The organism is Lysinibacillus sp. FSL K6-0232 (assembly GCF_038008325.1).
Taxonomy (GTDB): Bacteria; Bacillota; Bacilli; order Bacillales_A; family Planococcaceae; genus Lysinibacillus.
This window is the reverse complement of sequence record NZ_JBBOYW010000001.1, coordinates 3,760,898-3,778,897: the sequence shown is the minus strand read 5'-3', so window position 1 is coordinate 3,778,897 and position 18,000 is coordinate 3,760,898. Positions and strand designations below refer to the sequence as shown.

The window sequence follows — 18,000 nt, the reverse complement described above, 5'->3', positions numbered from 1 at the left end:
AATATTACAGGTTAATTAACAAGAAAGAAGGGACTTTATGAAAACATTTAAAGACTATGAATACAGCCGTCCAAATGTTGAAGAAATGAAGGAACAGCAATTAGCATTAATTGAAGAATTTAAACAGGCACAAACGATGGACGAGCAGAATAATATTATTGCAAGCTTAAATGCGATTAGCAATGATTTTGCAACAATGGCTAATTTATGCTATATTCGCGCTTCCATTGATACAAATGATGAATTTTATCAAGTGGAACGTGATTACTTTGATGAGGTTGGTCCACAGCTTGAAGAGGTAACAACAGAATATTATAAAGCACTAATTACCTCACCATTCCGTGAGCAGCTCGAAGAAAAATGGGGACAGCAGCTATTCGATTTAGCAACCTATCAAATTAAAGGCTTCTCCCCAGAAGTTATTGATTTAATGCAAAAGGAGAACAAGCTTGTTTCTGAATATAATAAGCTTGTTGCTTCCGCACAAATCGAATTTAATGGTGAAACGTTAACATTGGCACAGCTTGGTCCCTTTGCAGAGTCCACTGATCGAGCAACACGTAAAGCAGCAACAGAGGCACGTTTTGGCTTCTTTGCTGAGCATGAGGAAGAATTTGACCGTTTATATGATGAGCTTGTCAAGGTACGCCATGAAATTGCTGTAAAACTAGGCTATAACAATTATGTGGAATTAGGCTATATTCGTATGAATCGCATTGATTATAATGCGGAGATGGTGAAAAAATTCCGTGATCAAGTGCGCGATTTAATTGTTCCTGTAGCGACTAAGCTATATCAGCGTCAGGCAAAGCGTATTGGTATTGAAGATTTTAAGTTTTATGATGAGGCATTTAACTTTTTATCAGGTAATGCGACGCCAAAAGGTAATGCAGAGTGGATTGTAGCAAACGGTAAAAAAATGTATGAGGAGCTATCACCTGAAACAGGGGAGTTCTTTAACTTTATGATAGACCATGAATTAATGGATTTAGTGGCGAAGAAAGGTAAAGAAAGTGGTGGTTATTGTACATTTATTGAAAACTATCATTCTCCGTTTATTTTCTCGAATTTTAATGGTACGTCAGGCGATATTGATGTATTAACACATGAGGCTGGACATGCATTCCAAATCTATTCAAGCCGCAATATCGGCATTCCTGAATATTTATGGCCGACTTATGAATCTTGTGAAATTCATTCAATGAGTATGGAATTTTTCACATGGCCATGGATGGAACTATTCTTTAAAGAGGATACAGAAAAATATAAATTTACCCATTTAAGCAGTAGCTTATTGTTTTTACCATATGGTGTTGCCGTTGATGAATTCCAGCATGTTATTTATGAAAATCCAACAATGACACCGGCTGAACGTAAGGCAGCATGGAAAAAGATTGAGGAAACATATTTACCACATCGCGACTACGATCATAATAGCTATTTAGAGGCTGGGGGCATTTGGCAACGTCAAGCTCATATTTATGCAAGCCCGTTCTATTATATTGATTACACATTAGCACAAATTTGTGCCTTCCAGTTTTGGAAACGTTCACGTGAAGAATTTGATGCTGCTTGGAAAGATTATATTCATCTATGCCGTTTAGGTGGCTCTATGTCGTTTACAAAGCTTGTGAAAGAGGCAGGTTTAATTTCGCCATTTGAGGATGGCTGTGTTGAATCGGTTATTGGTGAAATTGAGGCATACTTAAATTCAGTAGACGATTTATCATTATAATGTATGAAAAAATTCGCAATGCTTCCATGATAAAAATTATGGAAGTGGGCGAATTTTTTTAGTTCCTTACTTTATTTTCATAATATATACTAGGATACTTGCGAAACAAGATATATATCAGTAGTATTTTCAGTAACTGTGATAAAAGGAAGTGAATAGAAGTGACGAGGAAGGTTTGGTTTCAGGTTGGTGTAGGGATATTACTTACACTATTAATTATTAAATATTTTATAGAGATTCATTGGATTTTTTCGCCACTTGGTATTATCTTAAAAGCAATTTTTGTGCCGTTACTACTTGGTGGTGTTTTGTATTATGTAACTGAGCCTATTCAAAGGTTTTTAGAAAAGCGAAAATGGCCAAGATGGGCAAGTATTTTAACAATTATCGTGGGGTTAGTTGCGATTGTTGGTAGCTTTGGCTGGATTATTGGTAATCCAATAGCAGATCAGGTTAATAAGCTCGTGAAAAATGCCCCTATGATTAGTGCGAGTGTTAGTTCAGGCATTCAAAGTATAACAGATATGCTACAAAATAAGGATAATCTCCCGCCGCAATTAAACGATATGATTGACAATATAGCAAACTCTATACAGGATATAGCGATTGCTGTGAGTAAAGGGCTTGTTGCCTTTTTACAATCCGTTGTGTCTGTATCATTGCTCGCTATTTTAATTCCATTTTTCTTTATTTTTATGCTAAAGGATCATGAAAAATTTGCGCCATCTATCTATAAATACTTTAGTGGCGAGCGTCAGGCATGGGTAAAGAAGACATTAAGCGAAATTGACGATGTATTGCGTAGCTATATTCAAGGTCAGCTACAAATTAGCTTTTTATTAGCGCTTATTATGTATGTAGGCTATTTGATTATCGGCTTAGAATATTCATTATTATTGGTACTCTTTGCCTTTTTAATGAATATGATTCCGTTCATTGGACCGTGGATAGCATTTACACCAGCGCTTATTGTAGCGATAATTCAAGACCCTGTTTTAGTCATTTGGGTATCTGTTGTAACGCTTGTTGCCCAGCAAATAGATAGCAACTTTATTACTCCTAATGTGATGGGGAAATCTCTTGATATTCATCCACTAACAGTTATTACAATTATTTTAGCAGCGGGTAATATTGCTGGCTTTGTTGGAATTATTATTGCTGTGCCATTTTATGCAGTGTTAAAGGTGATTGCATCTAATCTTTACGATCAACGTAAAGCGATTAAGACCAAAGCGACGAAGTCAGTATAGGAGTATAGAAAATGGAACAAGAAATTGTAAAGGTGTTTAATGAGCAGCACAAGCAAATAGGCACAGCTACAAGAGCAGAGGTACATGCGAAAGGACTATGGCATGAAACATTTCATTGCTGGCTTGTTAATAAGGAGTATATTTATTTTCAAATACGAAGCTTACAGAAAAAGGATTATCCAGGGCTACTTGATATTACAGCAGCAGGTCATCTTCTTGCAACCGAAACAGTGGAGTCAGGTATTCGTGAAGTAAAAGAAGAATTGGGGCTTGATATAGCTGTACATGAAGTCGTTAAAATGGGCATGACCTCTTGTAGCATTGTTTCTGAAAATATGATTGATAATGAATTTTGTCATGTGTATCTCTATCATTTTAAACATGATTGGGATGCCTTTGCATTACAGTATGAGGAAGTATCAGGTGTTGTAAGAGCAAAGCTTGATGAGGCAAAGACATTCTTTTTAGGTGAAACAACAACATTAAATATTGAAGGCTATGAATATTTTCCTGATGGTCAACGTGTGAAAATTGTTAGACCTGTTAGTACAGCACAGTTTGTTCCGTATCGAGAGCTCTATGTTGCACAAGTTATAAAATTTGCTCAGGAAAGCACATTTGCTTAACACTAAACGATGATGGATATACTAGCTTAGCAGAGGAAGGGGTCTTCTATATCTGCTGCTGTTGCTTTGCTTTCGCGCAAAAATATCTGCTGCTGTCGCTTTGCTTTCGCGCAAAAGGGATTTGTCCCTTCGCTTTCGATACAAAAGGAATTTGCCAAACCAAGATAAAGGGGATAAGCTACAATGCTGGCTTATCCTATTTATTTGACATCTGCTAACACAATTTCTAAACGTGATAGTAGAAAAAATAAGTTATACTGTAAGGTAGGTTGTAGAAAATATCAGAAATGACTACTGAGATAATTAAAGCAGTCCAATTTATAAAAGAGAAAAGGAGCATTTGTACTATGCTAACATTTGAACAGAAGCAAGCGATTATTGAATCGTTTTCTGAACTAACCAAAAAAGAAATTTCATTAAAGCGTTTAAATTATCACTATATGGACAGCCTCTATGAAAAAACGATCGTGGTTGAAAAATTGCACCCAAATGGCAACGGCTTTGTTTTTGTTGGCGATTTATTGCGCTATGAGCATGAAGCAAACGATAAAGGCTTAGTGAATATTCGTGATTATAGTGAGCAACAGCTCCTTGAAATTATTGAGGATGCTATTAGCTATTTATCGGAGGCGGAAGAGGAGCAGGAGCTGATTGTAGAAACTTGGCATAACCGACATGGTGTACAATTACAGCTAGCCTTTGAGCAACGCTCTTGGAATATTTATCATGGTGATAATCTCGAAGAAGCATTTGGTACATATGATGCGGCAAAGGAATATTTACTAGAAGAAGGCTTTCGTACGAAGAAATAAACAATGCGGGGGATCGTTATAAAATGAATGGAAAGAAACTAGTCATTATTGTTATTGCTATTGTTATTGCGGCATGCTTATTTTCCGTTTTTACAATTAAAAACTTTTATGATAAACATGAAGAGCAGCCGAATCATGAAAACCGAGAAATTAATAAGTCAAAGAGCTTGAATTTAATTTTGCCACAAGGTACAATTATCTCGAATTCAAGATAATTGGAAGGTGGGCTGTTTGTGCAACATATTTTTAAAAAAGGTACAGATGAAACAAAACCAACTTTATTGTTGTTACATGGCACAGGTGGTAATGAAGAAAGTTTAGTAGGCCTTGCACAGGAAATAGATCATACAGCGAATATGTTAAGCGTTCGAGGAAATGTACTTGAACATGGTATGCCAAGATTTTTCCGTCGATTAGCAGAAGGTGTTTTTGATATTGAGGATTTAATCTTCCGTACAAAAGAACTGAATGAGTTTTTAGATGAGGCAGCGCAGCAATATGGCTTTGACCGTCATCGAATTGTGGCAATAGGCTACTCAAATGGTGCAAATATTGCAGCAAGCCTATTATTCCATTATGCAGATGCACTAGCGGGGGCAATTTTACATCATCCAATGGTGCCAAGACGTGGTATTGACTTGCCTAAGCTCCCTACTACGCCTGTTTTTATTGGTGCAGGTACAAACGATCCAATGTGTACAGCACAAGAGTCGGAGGATTTAGAAGTATTATTAACGTCAGCGGGTGCAGTTGTGACAACGAGGTGGTTCAATTTCGGTCATCAGCTAACAATGCCTGAAGTACAAGCTGCAAAAGAATGGTATAACAGCATTTATGCATAATTAACAGCTCCGCTTCCTCTCAAAGGGAAGCGGAGTTTATTTGTATTATTTCAGTTGAAGGTATTCCTCGCAATAGATTCATAGGCTTTCTCTGTAAAGTAAAGGCTATTTAGTCAATATGTTTGCTATCATTTATTTTTCTTTGCAAAAGGTAGCCACCAGTTCCAATCGCCAAAGAGCTTCATGAGGCTAGGGACAAGCATAAGACGAATAATTGTTGCATCAATTGCAACAGCAATAGCTATACCAACGCCAATTTGCTTTACAGGCATTACATCTGTAAAAGCAAATGCCCCTGTAATAACAATCATAATTAGTGCTGCGGATGTAATAATACGGCTTGTGGAAGTTAATCCATCTACAGTAGCACGTGTATTATCAGCACCCTTTAAATATTCCTCCTGAATACGAGAAATTAAAAAGACCTCGTAATCCATACTTAAACCAAATACAAGACAGAAAACAATTACCGGAATAATTAAGACAATTGAACCTGCCTCAATACCAAAATGTCCATATTGGAAAATATAAACAAGTATTCCGAAGGCAGAGGATAACCCAATTATGTTCATAATGATTGCCTTAAGCGGAATTAAAATAGAACGGAATGCCAGCATTAAAATAAAGAATGTTGATACGATAATAATGGCTAATGCTAGCACGATTTTATTGGCAATTTCATCAAATATCTCCTGATTAAATTTAGCTGGTCCGCCAAGCGCAAACTCCACACCTAAATCCTTATCCATCCATGTGCGAGCAAAATCTTGAGCGGTAGTGGAGGAGCCTGCTGCATCAATGGTAATTGGTATAAATAGCTGCATGTCCTGTGAAAATGTATCTATAATCGGTTGTAAGTGTGCCGCAGCCTGCGGAGTCGCTAATGCTGCAGTTAGTTCCTCAGGCGTTTGAAGCTGGGCGACCGTATAGATGGTGGACACATCATTGACAAGTGGGTCCTTTAAGAGTTTTTCTTGGATATCATAAATAAGCTGCCTTGCTTCATCATCCTGCCAGCCTTCTTTACGCTCAGCTAATAAATAAAGCGTAGAGGAGTCACCAAGTCCGAATGTTTTATCTAATTGATCATAGGCAGCACGTGCATCATATTTAGTTGGCAAAGAATCAACCTGTGGGATCGTTAGTTGAATATCCTTTAACGGAAGCATGCCAACACCAAGTAATAGCATGGCTGCAATGACAATTGCTACAGGATGCTTCATCACAAAGCCTGCAAAGCCACGCCAACGATTAGCACCACCTGGCTTTACACGTAGTAAACGCCATTTATTCAGGCGGTCGCCTAACAGCATCATTGTGGCAGGCAGTAGTGTTAAGCCAGAAAGCACAGCTAATAAAACAACAATTGTGCCTCCTAGGGCAATATTATGGAAAATCTCTACATCAATAACAATCATCGCACCAAGCCCAATCATGACACAGACAGCAGAGAAAATAATGGAGCGTCCTGCTGTCTGTACAGCAATTTCAATGGCTTGTACAACAGAGGTATGCGTGCGCTCCTCTCTGTAACGATTGATAAACAGCAACGCAAAATCAATGCTTAATGCAAGCCCAAGCATTGGGACAATATTTAAGACAAAAATGGATAGATTCATACTGCCGCTAAGCAATGTCATTATACCAAAGGCAGTAACAACTGTAACAATGCCAATAACAATAGGTAAAATAGAGGCAATAACAGTACCGAAAGCTAGTAATAGCACGATAATGGCAATTGGTAGCCCAATCGCTTCAGCTGAGGCTAAATCCTTTTGGCTAGCTGTATTAATATCGGCAGAAATAACAGGCCCTCCTGTAATATGAACACCATCTTCTTCAATAGATGAACGAAACTCCTTCACAATATCAGGAAGGTTATCACTATCATTTTTTAAATGAACCATTGCATAGGCAATACCATCTTTACGCAATGAAGCATCTTCTAAAGGTGACTGGATGGAATGAATTTCTTCTATATTGTCGAGTTTCTTTAAGGTGTGCTCTATTTTTTGATCTTCTGCTGGATCAAAGACAATCAAAATCGTATCTGAAGGCAAATCAAAGGTTTCTGCTAGCTTATTTGTCACATATGTATGATCGGCTTCAACAAAAAAACCATCGCCTTGAAGTTTAGATGGCAGTTGTAAAGCAAAAAAAGCCATTGCTAGAAAAATAATAAGCCAGATTACTACAATTGCTTTAGCATGTGCTGTGATAAAAGCTGAAAAAGTTTTCATAGTTGTATCAACATCCTCCTTTTCAATTAGTGTAATGGATGTGTCATATTTTGTCGTGTGACAAAGTAAAGACTCCCGTCCGTTTTCTGGACAGGAGTCTTATTGTTAGAAGAATAATGATAATAAGAAATAAATAATGGATGCCATAACGGCTGAAATTGGCATTGTAATAACCCAAGTTGTAACAATCTTTCGAGCCATACCCCAGTTGACACCACGTACACGCTGTGCAGAGCCAACACCCATAATAGATGAGGAAATAACATGTGTTGTTGATACTGGTAAATGAATCAATGTAGCGCCAAAAATTACAGTTGCGGATGCTAAATCTGCCGCAACACCATTAACAGGGCGGATTTTCATAATTTTGCCGCCCACTGTTTTAATAATTTTGTAGCCACCTATTGAGGTTCCTAGCCCCATTGCTGTAGCTGCTGCTGCTCGTACCCAGAAAGGAATTTCATCTCCTGTATGCAAGCCGCCAGCAATTAATGCCATCGTCATAATACCCATTGCTTTTTGGGCATCATTTGTGCCATGTGTAAATGATTGAATGGCTGCTGTAAAGATTTGTAATGTACGGAAGCCTTTATTTGTACGATACAAATTTAAGTTTTTAAACCATAATTTAAACAGTGTCATCATAATAAAGCCAGCACAAATAGCAAGTATTGGCGATAGAACTAATGCCAAAATAATTTTAGTAAAGCCGCCATAGTTTAAAACATTGAAGCCAGCAGATGCAATAGCAGCACCAGCAATCGAACCAATCAATGTATGTGAAGAACTAGATGGAATACCAAAGTACCATGTTAATAAATTCCAAATAATAGCTGAAATCAATGCAGCTAATATAACAACCGAGCCTGTTGTATCTCCTTCAAAGGCATTTAAAGAAAACGGGTCTACAATGTCTTTTGTAAGAGCTTTGGCAACACCTACAAAGGTAATTGCACCAATAAAGTTCATAACTGCTGCCATCATGATTGCAACACGAGGTGGCAGTGCTCTTGTGGAAACCGAAGTTGCGATAGCATTTGCTGTATCATGAAAACCATTGATAAAGTCAAATGTTAGGGCAAAGATGACGACCAATACGGTTAGTATAATAATTGTATTCATTGTAAAATGCCCATCTCCTAATTATGCGTTACGCATGATAATTGTTTCCATCGTATTTGCTACGTTTTGACAATAGTCAGCGATATCTTCAAGTTGTTCGTATATATCTTTAAATTTAATAATGCGAATTGGGTCTTTTTCATTTAAAAACAATTGTTTAATGGATGAACGTTGTACTTCGTCACATTCACGTTCATAGTCTTTAATAAGAATTGCGTGTGGACGCATGCCAACTAAATTTTTCTTCTTTAACTCCTCTGTTGCCTTCACGATTTCATCAGCACTTTTAGAAATATAGCCTAAGAAAATACGCATAGCTTCATCAATTTCTGTCAGTGAAAACATTTCAAAGTGTGCAATACAATGCTCTGTACCGTCTAGCACGTCATCCATACGAATGGCAAACTCTAAAATATCCTCACGCTCAATCGGTGTCATAAACGACTTATTGAGCATTACGATTAGTTCATGAATAAGCTTATCGCCAGCAGTTTCGTAATTTTTCATTGTAATGCTAATCTCTTTTAGGTCAGCTACACTGTTAATACGAAAATCATTTGCGTAATGTACAGCCTCTCTCATATTTTCAGCAATTTTATGCAGCGCAATAAAGAAAGGGTCTTGTTTTTTTGAGTTAAGCATGTAAATCGAATCCTCCTGGATATAAAAAGTTAATCAGCTTCTAAACTTTACTATCATAACAAAAACTTTAGGATTTCTACATAAAAATTTTATATTCGACATGAAAATTTACATTTCTGTAATATAACTTGTTCACAAAATAACGATGATAAGCATTGTAGCTACAGATATTGTATGTAGAATCGTAGAGATAATGTAAAGGAAAATGTCCTTACTATTCTTAAGAATATCTTCATTTTTATCCTCCTTCTTTATTAAGATTTATTTTCTACAATGGAAAATGAAATAAGAAAGGAGCGGTTATTGACAAATGATTCAAGTTGAAAACTTACAACATACATTTTTAATTGGTAAAAAAGGCAAGGAAAAACAAGTTCCTGTATTAAAGGGTGTAAACTTTGAGGTTCAAAAAGGAGAAATTGTAGCCATTGTAGGGAAAAGCGGCTCTGGGAAATCTACGTTATTACAAACTTTAGCTGGCTTTATGAAGGCTGAGCAAGGGTCAATTAAAGTAAATGGGAAAGAAACGGCCTATCTTAATGAAACAGAAAGTGCTGCGTTTCGCTTACGCCAATTTGGCTTTATTTTTCAAAACTTTCAATTGATGCCGGGCTTAACGGCTTTTGAAAATATCGAGCTTCCATTAAAATTACAAGGCTTACGCAAAGCTATACGGAAAGAAAAGGTTAAGAAATTAATGGACAAGGTTGGCTTAACAGAGGTTGCAGACCATTATCCAAATGAGCTATCAGGAGGTCAGCAGCAACGAGTAAGTATTGCGCGTGCCCTTATTACAAATCCGCCAATACTGCTGGCAGATGAGCCAACAGGAAGTCTGGATTCTGAAACAGAGCAAGATATTTTGCTGCTTATTCAAAGCTTAAATCGAGAATTAGGGCTAACTTTCATTATTATTACCCATGATGAAGAGGTTGCGACAATTGCACATAGCCGCTTCCGTATGTATGATGGGGAACTTGTAAAGGAGGAGGCTTAATTATGTTATTTAAGGATCAATTAGATTTTGTGACGCAACATATTAAGAAAAATAAATTACGTGTTTTTATGACGATATTAGCTGCAACAATGGGCTGTGCCTTTTTAATTGTTTTAGCATCAGTTGGCTTTGGCTTACAGGAATCATTACGCAATGAAATTCTTTCAAATGAAACCGTAACAAAAATTCAAGTGTACGGTGATACTACACAACTAACAGACGATCAAATACAAGAAATTAAAAAAATAGACCATGTGGAAACAGTGCTTGAAACAATCAATATCAATGCTATGGCACATTCATTTTTTGAAGACCGTGATACAACTTCTAATGTCACACTAACGAATATGCAGGATTTTAAGCAGGTCAATGATAAACTAGCTGAAGGCACATATCCATCAAAGCCCAATGAAATTATTGTAGGCTATCATTTTGCTCAAACATTATTAAATGAAGAGGATCGCAATATAATGGCTGAGAAAAGTAAAAAGGCTGAAGCTGAAGGTACTTATTATGATGGAAGAGACGAGGGCTATAAGGAATCACTCATTGGTCAAAAGATTGACTTGTCCTTAGCAACTCATGATGATCCAAATAATGAAACGGAAAAAATGACCTATACAATTGTTGGTATTATGGAGAAGCCTTCTTATGATTGGATGATTGATAGCTCTATTCATATGGATAAGGCACAGAAGGCAGCATTAGCACAAAGCTTAGCACTTCCAGAGGATGAGCTGTTTTATTCGGAATTTAATATTTTTGCGGATACATTGGAAAATGTAAAGCCAATTTTAGAAACATTAAAAGAGAAAGGCTACAGTGTTTATTCAGTTACAGAGCAATTAGAGCAAATGAATGTATTTTTCCTTGTCTTAAAAATGGGTTTAATTTTTGTTGGGACAATTGCAGTATTAATTGCTTCTATCGGTATTTTTAATACAATGACAATGGCTGTGACAGAGCGCACACGTGAAATTGGTGTACTAAAGGCAATTGGTGCAAGCCCAAAGCTTATCCAACGATTATTTTTAATGGAAAGTACATTTATTGGTATTTTAGGGACGCTCATTGCGGTTGTTATTTCCTATGCTATTAGTATTGCAGCTAATATTGCATTGCCATTAATTTTAAAGGCAGCAACAGGAGAGGATGCCTTTGCAACAAATAATATTACGTTTTCTCTGATTCCATGGCAGCTCGTATTGATTGCAGCGGCTATTAGCATTGGGGTCGCAATGATTTCTGGCTATCGCCCAGCACGCAAGGCGACAAAAATTGATGTCATTCAAGCTTTACGACAAGAATTATAAGAAAAGGGGCTCAAATAACTTTTGAGCTCCCTTTTTATAGACCTATTGTAAATAGTCGCTTAGTTCATTTGCTAAAAATGGTGTGGCATTTAGGAGTTTTACAAAGGCATCGTAGCTAGCACGCTGTTGTTTATTTGGCCTTTTGCCTGTGTGGTAGGCTCGAATTAAAATATTTTTTGGTGTATTTTCCATATCAATAAACTCCAGTAGCTGTGCCTCATAGCCAACCAATGATAATATTTCTGCTCGAATAGCATCTGTCGCAAGGGCAGCAAAACGTTCTCGTACAAGCCCGTGCTGTAGCATAATATCAAGAGCTGGTGTATGAAGCTGACGATTTAGCTCATGCTGACAACAAGGAACACTTAAAATAACGCTTGCACCCCACTTTACAGCGCGAGCCAAGGCCATATCTGTAGCAACATCACAGGCATGTAATGTTACCACCATATCAACAGCAGATTCCTCGTTATAATCATTAATATCCCCTACAAGAAATTCAAGCTGGTCATAGCCTAAATCCTGTGCAATCTGTGAGCATTCTTCAATAACTTCTTTTTTTAAATCCAAGCCTGTTACGTGAATATCTAAGCCCTTTTCAATTTTTAAATAATGGTATAAAGCAAATGTTAAATAAGATTTACCTGAACCAAAGTCTAAAATTCGCACCTGCCGATCTTTTGGTAAGTAAGCTAAAGCATCGTCAATAAATTCAATAAAGCGATTAATCTGTTTAAATTTATCGTACTTTTGCTTTTTAACCTTTCCTTCCGCTGTTTGTACACCAAGTCGAATTAAAAAAGGATAGGGCTGGTCATCAGAGAGTAAGTAATTTTTTTTACGATTATGTGTAAGGCTGACCTGCTTTGGTGAAGCAGTCTTATCGGATTTCCAAAGCACCTTATTTTTTTTGGATAATTGTACATGTACTTTTTCATCTACAAAATCAATATGAGCTTGACGATAGTCCTCAAAGAAGGACTCAAGCTTGGCAGGGAAGCTTGCTAAAAGGATATTTTCATGTTTTAAAATCCGTTCATATTGGTATTCAATTTGTATATGGTAAGCATTTTTAAGCATTAATGGCTTTAATTTAATTCGTTTGATGTCATTAGATTTCATGCGCGGTTGACTAATTGTTGCAGTAACAAGCTGCTGCTGTAAGATTTGCTCAATAAGCTGAGCTTTCATTTCCTCAAATGTCATATATTTTTCGCCTACTTTATTGTGTGATAGATGGCACTAGTTTAACATACTTTTTTCAGTGACCAAGGCTACTTTGGCTTAGTGAGCTATTTTTATTATTATAATTAAGAAATTACAGGGATAATTGGCTATTTACGGTACCTTTATTATAGTAAGAATAGGTGATACTAAACATATATCAAGGAGGGAAGCATATGTCAGATAATATGTATCAATTATTAGCCATTATTATTTATATGGTCGCTATGCTGGCAATTGGTTGGTATGCATTTGCGAAAACATCTAATTTAACAGACTATATGCTGGGCGGGCGTTCTTTAGGACCAGCGGTAACAGCATTAAGTGCAGGGGCAGCTGATATGTCAGGATGGCTCCTAATGGGCTTACCGGGGGCGATTTTTTTATCAGGTCTTGTAGAGGTATGGATTGCTATTGGTTTAACAATCGGCGCTTATTTAAACTGGCTATTGGTAGCACCAAGGTTGCGTGTGTATACACAGGTGACAAATGATTCGATTACTATTCCAAGTTATTTGGATAGTCGATTGCGTGATCAGACAAAGCTAATTCGAATTGCTTCAGGAATTATTATTTTAGTGTTCTTTACATTTTATGTATCATCTGGGATGGTTGCAGGAGGCAAGTTTTTTGATAGCTCCTTTGGTTATGACTATCATTTAGGCTTACTAATTGTTTCAGGTGTAGTTGTTGCCTACACATTATTTGGTGGATTTTTAGCTGTTAGTTATACAGATTTTATTCAAGGACTTATTATGTTTATAGCCCTTATTAGTGTGCCACTATTCGGTGTGTTTGTAACAGGGGGATTAGGAGATACGATTACATCCATTAAAGCTGTTAACCCTGACCATCTAAATTTATTACCTGTTACAGCGACAGCCGCTGGTATTATTTCTTCGATTGCATGGGGCTTAGGTTATTTTGGGCAGCCACATATTATTGTACGCTTTATGGCGATTAGCTCTGTTAAGGAAACAAAGCAGGCTCGTCGTATTGGAATCGGCTGGATGATGTTAAGCCTTTTTGGTGCGATTGGAACAGCCTTAGTAGGTGTCGCATACTACGAGCAAAACGCTGGCGAATTAAAAGATGCTGAAACGGTATTTATTGTGATGGGGCAAATTTTATTCCATCCATTTATAGCAGGTATTATGCTGGCAGCAATTTTAGCCGCTGTAATGAGTACCATTTCTTCACAATTAATTGTAACGTCCTCAGCGCTTGTGGAGGATATTTATAAGGCTCTATTTAATAAAACAGCAGACGATAAACATTATGTTTTGGCTGGCCGTATGGCTGTATTAGTCGTTGCTATTATAGCCATTATCCTAGCATGGAATCCAGATAATTCAATTTTAGATTTAGTTGGCTTTGCATGGGCAGGCTTTGGTGCTGCATTTGGTCCTATTATTTTGCTGTCTTTATATTGGCGCAAGCTAACGAACTATGGAGCAATTGGTGGTATGATTACAGGTGCTATAACAGCATTTATTTGGGGTAAGGTTGATGCTTTATCCGATGCATTATATGAGATTGTACCGGGCTTTCTTGTTTGTTTAATTGTTGCAGTTGTTGTCAGTATTATGACATATAAACCAAATCCAGAAATTGAAGAGGAATTTAATCGCTCAGAGCAATTATTAAAAGAAGAAAGAACATAAACAATGTTGATGCGCCTTGCTTAAGAGGCGCATTTTTGGGAAAAAATAATAATTGTTTATGAATACGAGTAATATATTATATGGTAAGATAAAGGAAATTTGCCGTAGGGACACCAAGGCTTTGGTGGGAGGATGCTAATGGATAAAATTAAAGAAGTTGATGTATTAATGGAAAAAGCCATATTAGTTGGCGTCAATATACGGAATGATGAGCATTTCGATTATTCAATGGAGGAGCTGCAAAACTTAGCAGAGGCTTTGCATGTGGAAGTAGTTGGTGTTGTGACACAAAATTTAGAGCGTGTTACACCATCTCATTATGTGGGCACAGGTAAAATAGAGGAAATTAAAAATTTCTATGAGGAAGCGCAAGCCAATTTGGTCATTTTTAATGATGAATTATCACCTTCGCAAATTCGTAATTTAGAGCGTGATTTAGTAACAAAAGTAATTGATCGCACGATGCTAATTTTAGATATTTTTGGACGAAGAGCGAAAACACGTGAGGCACAAATGCAGGTGGAGTTAGCACAGCTACAATATATGCTGCCGCGCTTAGTAGGCTTGCATGCATCTCTAAGCCGTCAAGGTGGGGGAACTGGAGGCGGCTTTAAAAACCGCGGTGCTGGTGAAACGAAGCTTGAGCTTGATCGTCGAAAAATTGAGGATCAAATTGCAAAAATTAAAAAAGACCTTGAGCATGTTCAGGAGCAGCGAGAAACACAGCGTAAGCAGCGCCGTAAAAATGCATTGCCAATTGTGTCGATTGTAGGTTATACAAATGCTGGGAAATCAACGATTATGAATCAGCTACTTGCAGCAATAGGGCAAGAGGAGCATAAACAGGTTTTTGAGAAGGATATGCTCTTTGCTACGCTGGAAACGTCTGTGCGTCAAATAGAGTTGCCTGATAGAAAGACCTTTTTATTAACAGATACAGTTGGCTTTGTCAGTAAATTACCGCACCATTTAGTAAAAGCATTTCGCTCTACATTAGAAGAGGCACGAGATGCAGATCTTTTACTTCATGTTGTCGATGTTTCCAACACTGAGCACGGCTTTATGATGGATGTAACAAATGAAACATTAAAGGCAGTTGGCGTTGAAGCCATTCCAACTATTTATGTATACAATAAGGCTGATGCTGCGAATGTTCCGTATCCTGTAGTAAGTGGTGATAATATTTGGATTTCCGCCAAGCAAGGGATAGGCTTAGAGGAGCTATTACAACTAATCCGTCAGCATATCTTCTCCGATTATGTCACATGTGAAATGTTAATACCTTATGATCAAGGCAATATTGTTTCCTATTTGAACGAGCATGCCTCTGTGCATCAAACAGCGTATGAAGAGGATGGCACATGGCTATCGCTAGAGCTAAAGCAGGCAGACTATGCTAAATATCAGCATTATGTGGTGAGCTAAATCAAGTAAAAAACCAAACTATTACGAAACTCTCAATGGGCGTTTCGTGGAATAGTTTGGTTTTTTTCGTTTTAGGTTATGAAATTATTTTGGATAAGGCGTACCAAAGCTTTATAGCATGCTTTTTTTTATAAAAGGGCATAGTAGCACTAGAGAACATTTATATAGTTATACTGTAGAAAAAATAGTATAAATTTGTATAAAGAGTTATAAATCAGAATTTTATATATTTTAGAATAATTTAATGAATGCCAAGGATATGATCTTTACTAAAGAATAAGAAAACTTAGATATATCAAAGGATTTAATGTTTTTTAGAAAAATCAATCAGAATTTATTGAAAAATAATAAATTTTCAACATTTTTTAAAACTCTTGCTAAAGTTTAAAAAAGAATTTAGTATGATGAAATAAAGTTTTTCTTCTTAAATTAGGTCGAAAAATATTTTTTCAGAATAATTAAATTAAATCAGGAGAGGGTATTATATGTCTAGTAAAGATGAAGTTGTAAAATCGGTCCCTCAGCAGGGCTTCGTTGGACACCCTAAAGGGCTCTTTACTTTATTTTTCACAGAATTTTGGGAACGTTTCTCATATTACGGAATGCGTGCCATTCTTATTTTCTTTATGTATTATGAGTTAAATGAAGGTGGATTAGGCTTAGATCGTGGAACAGCGAACTCGATTATGGCAATTTATGGTTCACTTGTTTATATGTCTGGTATTATCGGTGGCTGGATTGCTGACCGAGTTTTAGGAACACGTAAAACAATTTTTTATGGTGGCGTTTTAATTATGATTGGTCACCTATTGCTGGCATTGCCAGGCGGTGTAACAATGCTATTTGCTTCAATGGCATTTATCGTGATAGGGACAGGGTTATTAAAACCAAATGTTTCAAGCATTGTTGGGGATATTTATGCAGAAACTGATAGTCGCCGAGATGCAGGCTTTTCAATTTTTTATATGGGTATTAATATGGGTGCGTTTGTTGCACCATTTATTGTTGGAACAATCGGGCAAAAATATAGCTTCCACCTTGGCTTTGGCTTAGCAGCACTTGGAATGCTACTTGGTTTAATTGTTTATAAATTAACAGAGAAAAAATATTTAGGCTTAGCAGGGCTGCAGGTAAATAATCCATTAAAGCCTGAAGAGCGTAAAAAAATCTTTACACAATTTGGGATTGTAGCTTTACTCATCATTATTCTAGGTGCTGTAGGTATTAAAACAGGTACATTAACAATGAATGTATTTAGTGTAATTATTACAACACTTGGTGTATTAATCCCAACTATATTCTTTATTTATATGTATCGCAGTAAAAAAACAACAAAAGATGAAAAATCACGCCTGCTTGCCTATATTCCGTTATTTTTAGCAGCGGTTATGTTCTGGGCTATTCAAGAGCAGGGAGCAACGATTTTGGCAACCTATGCAGATGAGCGTACACAATTAAGTATTGGTAGCTTCCAGCTTCAATCTTCATGGTTCCAATCACTGAATCCGTTATTTATTATCACATTAGCACCTTTATTTGCGATGCTATGGTTAAAATGGGGAGATAAGCAACCAACAACACCACGTAAGTTTTCCTATGCATTATTCTTTGCAGGTTTGTCTTTCCTTGTAATGATGATTCCAGCACACTTATCAGGCGGGGAAACATTAGTTAGCCCATGGTGGTTAGTGCTATCGTTCTTCTTAGTCGTTGTAGGAGAGCTATTATTATCACCAGTAGGTTTATCTGCTACAACGAAATTGGCGCCACAAGCTTTTGCGGCACAGACAATGTCATTATGGTTTTTAACAAGTGCAGCAGCACAAGCTATTAATGCACAGCTTGTAAGGGTCTATGAAGTCGTAAGTGAATTTACTTACTTTGGCTTTTTAGGGTCACTATCCATTGTGATAGGCATCATTTTACTACTCATTTCACCGATTATTTCTAAAGCGATGCGGGGCATTAATTAACAAAAAAGATGTAAGCATAGTCTGCGTATAGACTGTGCTTACATCTTTTTATATTGTGTTAAAGTGGTGATTTGATAGTGGCTTAAGCTTTGGAATTATGGGGTATCTATTAAAATTTAGTATGAATATAATATT

15 protein-coding genes are annotated in these 18,000 nt (G+C 36.9%); 11 read left to right on the top strand and 4 right to left on the bottom strand.

The window, feature by feature from the left end; all coding sequences use genetic code 11:
• Positions 1-37: 37 nt before the first annotated feature.
• The 6 genes from MHB42_RS18545 to MHB42_RS18520 all read left to right on the top strand — a co-directional run bounded on the left by MHB42_RS18545 (position 38) and on the right by MHB42_RS18520 (position 5,265).
• A complete protein-coding gene (locus MHB42_RS18545) occupies positions 38-1,735 on the top strand; it encodes a M3 family oligoendopeptidase (protein ID WP_340808007.1) in 1,698 nt (565 codons plus the stop codon).
• Between the two features lie 161 nt (positions 1,736-1,896).
• Positions 1,897-2,985: an AI-2E family transporter gene (locus MHB42_RS18540; RefSeq protein ID WP_340808005.1), complete on the top strand. Its 1,089-nt coding sequence runs from the start codon at positions 1,897-1,899 to the stop codon at positions 2,983-2,985.
• An 11-nt stretch (positions 2,986-2,996) separates the two neighbouring features.
• Positions 2,997-3,611: an NUDIX hydrolase gene (locus MHB42_RS18535; protein ID WP_340808004.1), complete on the top strand. Its 615-nt coding sequence runs from the start codon at positions 2,997-2,999 to the stop codon at positions 3,609-3,611.
• Between the two features lie 347 nt (positions 3,612-3,958).
• Positions 3,959-4,423 (top strand): hypothetical protein, encoded by a 465-nt coding sequence (locus MHB42_RS18530; protein WP_340808002.1) that lies wholly within the window; start codon positions 3,959-3,961, stop codon positions 4,421-4,423.
• A gap of 23 nt (positions 4,424-4,446) precedes the next feature.
• Positions 4,447-4,638, top strand: a complete 192-nt coding sequence (locus MHB42_RS18525; protein ID WP_340808001.1) for a hypothetical protein — start codon at positions 4,447-4,449, stop codon at positions 4,636-4,638.
• An 18-nt stretch (positions 4,639-4,656) separates the two neighbouring features.
• Positions 4,657-5,265 carry an alpha/beta hydrolase gene (locus tag MHB42_RS18520; protein WP_340808000.1) on the top strand — a complete coding sequence of 203 codons (609 nt, stop codon included), beginning with the start codon at positions 4,657-4,659 and terminating at the stop codon, positions 5,263-5,265.
• A 128-nt stretch (positions 5,266-5,393) separates the two neighbouring features.
• Here MHB42_RS18520 and MHB42_RS18515 read toward each other — a convergent pair whose 3' ends face one another.
• The 3 genes from MHB42_RS18515 to MHB42_RS18505 form a co-directional block, all read right to left on the bottom strand.
• Complete coding sequence (locus tag MHB42_RS18515) at positions 5,394-7,505, bottom strand: MMPL family transporter (RefSeq protein WP_340807999.1); 2,112 nt, start codon at positions 7,503-7,505, stop codon at positions 5,394-5,396.
• A 105-nt stretch (positions 7,506-7,610) separates the two neighbouring features.
• Positions 7,611-8,627, bottom strand: coding sequence for an inorganic phosphate transporter (locus MHB42_RS18510; protein ID WP_340807997.1), 1,017 nt, complete (start codon positions 8,625-8,627; stop codon positions 7,611-7,613).
• Between the two features lie 21 nt (positions 8,628-8,648).
• Positions 8,649-9,269, bottom strand: coding sequence for a DUF47 domain-containing protein (locus MHB42_RS18505; protein WP_340807996.1), 621 nt, complete (start codon positions 9,267-9,269; stop codon positions 8,649-8,651).
• A gap of 310 nt (positions 9,270-9,579) precedes the next feature.
• Between MHB42_RS18505 and MHB42_RS18500 the strand changes: the two genes are divergently transcribed.
• Positions 9,580-10,266: an ABC transporter ATP-binding protein gene (locus tag MHB42_RS18500; protein WP_340807995.1), complete on the top strand. Its 687-nt coding sequence runs from the start codon at positions 9,580-9,582 to the stop codon at positions 10,264-10,266.
• 2 nt (positions 10,267-10,268) lie between these two features.
• On the top strand, positions 10,269-11,579 hold the full coding sequence (locus tag MHB42_RS18495; protein ID WP_340807993.1) for an ABC transporter permease: 1,311 nt from the start codon (positions 10,269-10,271) through the stop codon (positions 11,577-11,579).
• 42 nt (positions 11,580-11,621) lie between these two features.
• Here the strand turns inward: MHB42_RS18495 and MHB42_RS18490 are convergent, their stop codons facing one another.
• A complete protein-coding gene (locus tag MHB42_RS18490) occupies positions 11,622-12,785 on the bottom strand; it encodes a class I SAM-dependent methyltransferase (protein WP_340807992.1) in 1,164 nt (387 codons plus the stop codon).
• Positions 12,786-12,979: 194 nt separating this feature from the next.
• Between MHB42_RS18490 and putP the strand changes: the two genes are divergently transcribed.
• From putP to MHB42_RS18475, 3 genes are all read left to right on the top strand, one after another.
• The gene (gene putP / locus MHB42_RS18485) at positions 12,980-14,467 is read left to right on the top strand and encodes a sodium/proline symporter PutP (protein WP_340807990.1); all 1,488 of its coding nucleotides are present in this window, start codon (positions 12,980-12,982) and stop codon (positions 14,465-14,467) included.
• 138 nt (positions 14,468-14,605) lie between these two features.
• Positions 14,606-15,892: a GTPase HflX gene (gene hflX / locus MHB42_RS18480; RefSeq protein WP_340807989.1), complete on the top strand. Its 1,287-nt coding sequence runs from the start codon at positions 14,606-14,608 to the stop codon at positions 15,890-15,892.
• 485 nt (positions 15,893-16,377) lie between these two features.
• The gene (locus MHB42_RS18475) at positions 16,378-17,865 is read left to right on the top strand and encodes a peptide MFS transporter (protein ID WP_340807988.1); all 1,488 of its coding nucleotides are present in this window, start codon (positions 16,378-16,380) and stop codon (positions 17,863-17,865) included.
• Positions 17,866-18,000: the final 135 nt, after the last annotated feature.

Excerpts from the sequence above, each read along its gene's own strand:
- MHB42_RS18545 (WP_340808007.1), top strand. The coding sequence starts at position 38 with ATGAAAACATTTAAAGACTATGAATACAGCCGTCCAAATGTTGAAGAA.
- MHB42_RS18525 (WP_340808001.1), top strand. The coding sequence starts at position 4,447 with ATGAATGGAAAGAAACTAGTCATTATTGTTATTGCTATTGTTATTGCG.
- hflX (WP_340807989.1), top strand. The coding sequence starts at position 14,606 with ATGGATAAAATTAAAGAAGTTGATGTATTAATGGAAAAAGCCATATTA.
- MHB42_RS18515 (WP_340807999.1), bottom strand. The coding sequence starts at position 7,505 with ATGAAAACTTTTTCAGCTTTTATCACAGCACATGCTAAAGCAATTGTA.
- MHB42_RS18495 (WP_340807993.1), top strand. The coding sequence starts at position 10,269 with ATGTTATTTAAGGATCAATTAGATTTTGTGACGCAACATATTAAGAAA.
- MHB42_RS18505 (WP_340807996.1), bottom strand. The coding sequence starts at position 9,269 with ATGCTTAACTCAAAAAAACAAGACCCTTTCTTTATTGCGCTGCATAAA.
- MHB42_RS18475 (WP_340807988.1), top strand. The coding sequence starts at position 16,378 with ATGTCTAGTAAAGATGAAGTTGTAAAATCGGTCCCTCAGCAGGGCTTC.
- MHB42_RS18530 (WP_340808002.1), top strand. The coding sequence starts at position 3,959 with ATGCTAACATTTGAACAGAAGCAAGCGATTATTGAATCGTTTTCTGAA.
- MHB42_RS18500 (WP_340807995.1), top strand. The coding sequence starts at position 9,580 with ATGATTCAAGTTGAAAACTTACAACATACATTTTTAATTGGTAAAAAA.
- MHB42_RS18535 (WP_340808004.1), top strand. The coding sequence starts at position 2,997 with ATGGAACAAGAAATTGTAAAGGTGTTTAATGAGCAGCACAAGCAAATA.
- putP (WP_340807990.1), top strand. The coding sequence starts at position 12,980 with ATGTCAGATAATATGTATCAATTATTAGCCATTATTATTTATATGGTC.
- MHB42_RS18490 (WP_340807992.1), bottom strand. The coding sequence starts at position 12,785 with ATGACATTTGAGGAAATGAAAGCTCAGCTTATTGAGCAAATCTTACAG.
- MHB42_RS18510 (WP_340807997.1), bottom strand. The coding sequence starts at position 8,627 with ATGAATACAATTATTATACTAACCGTATTGGTCGTCATCTTTGCCCTA.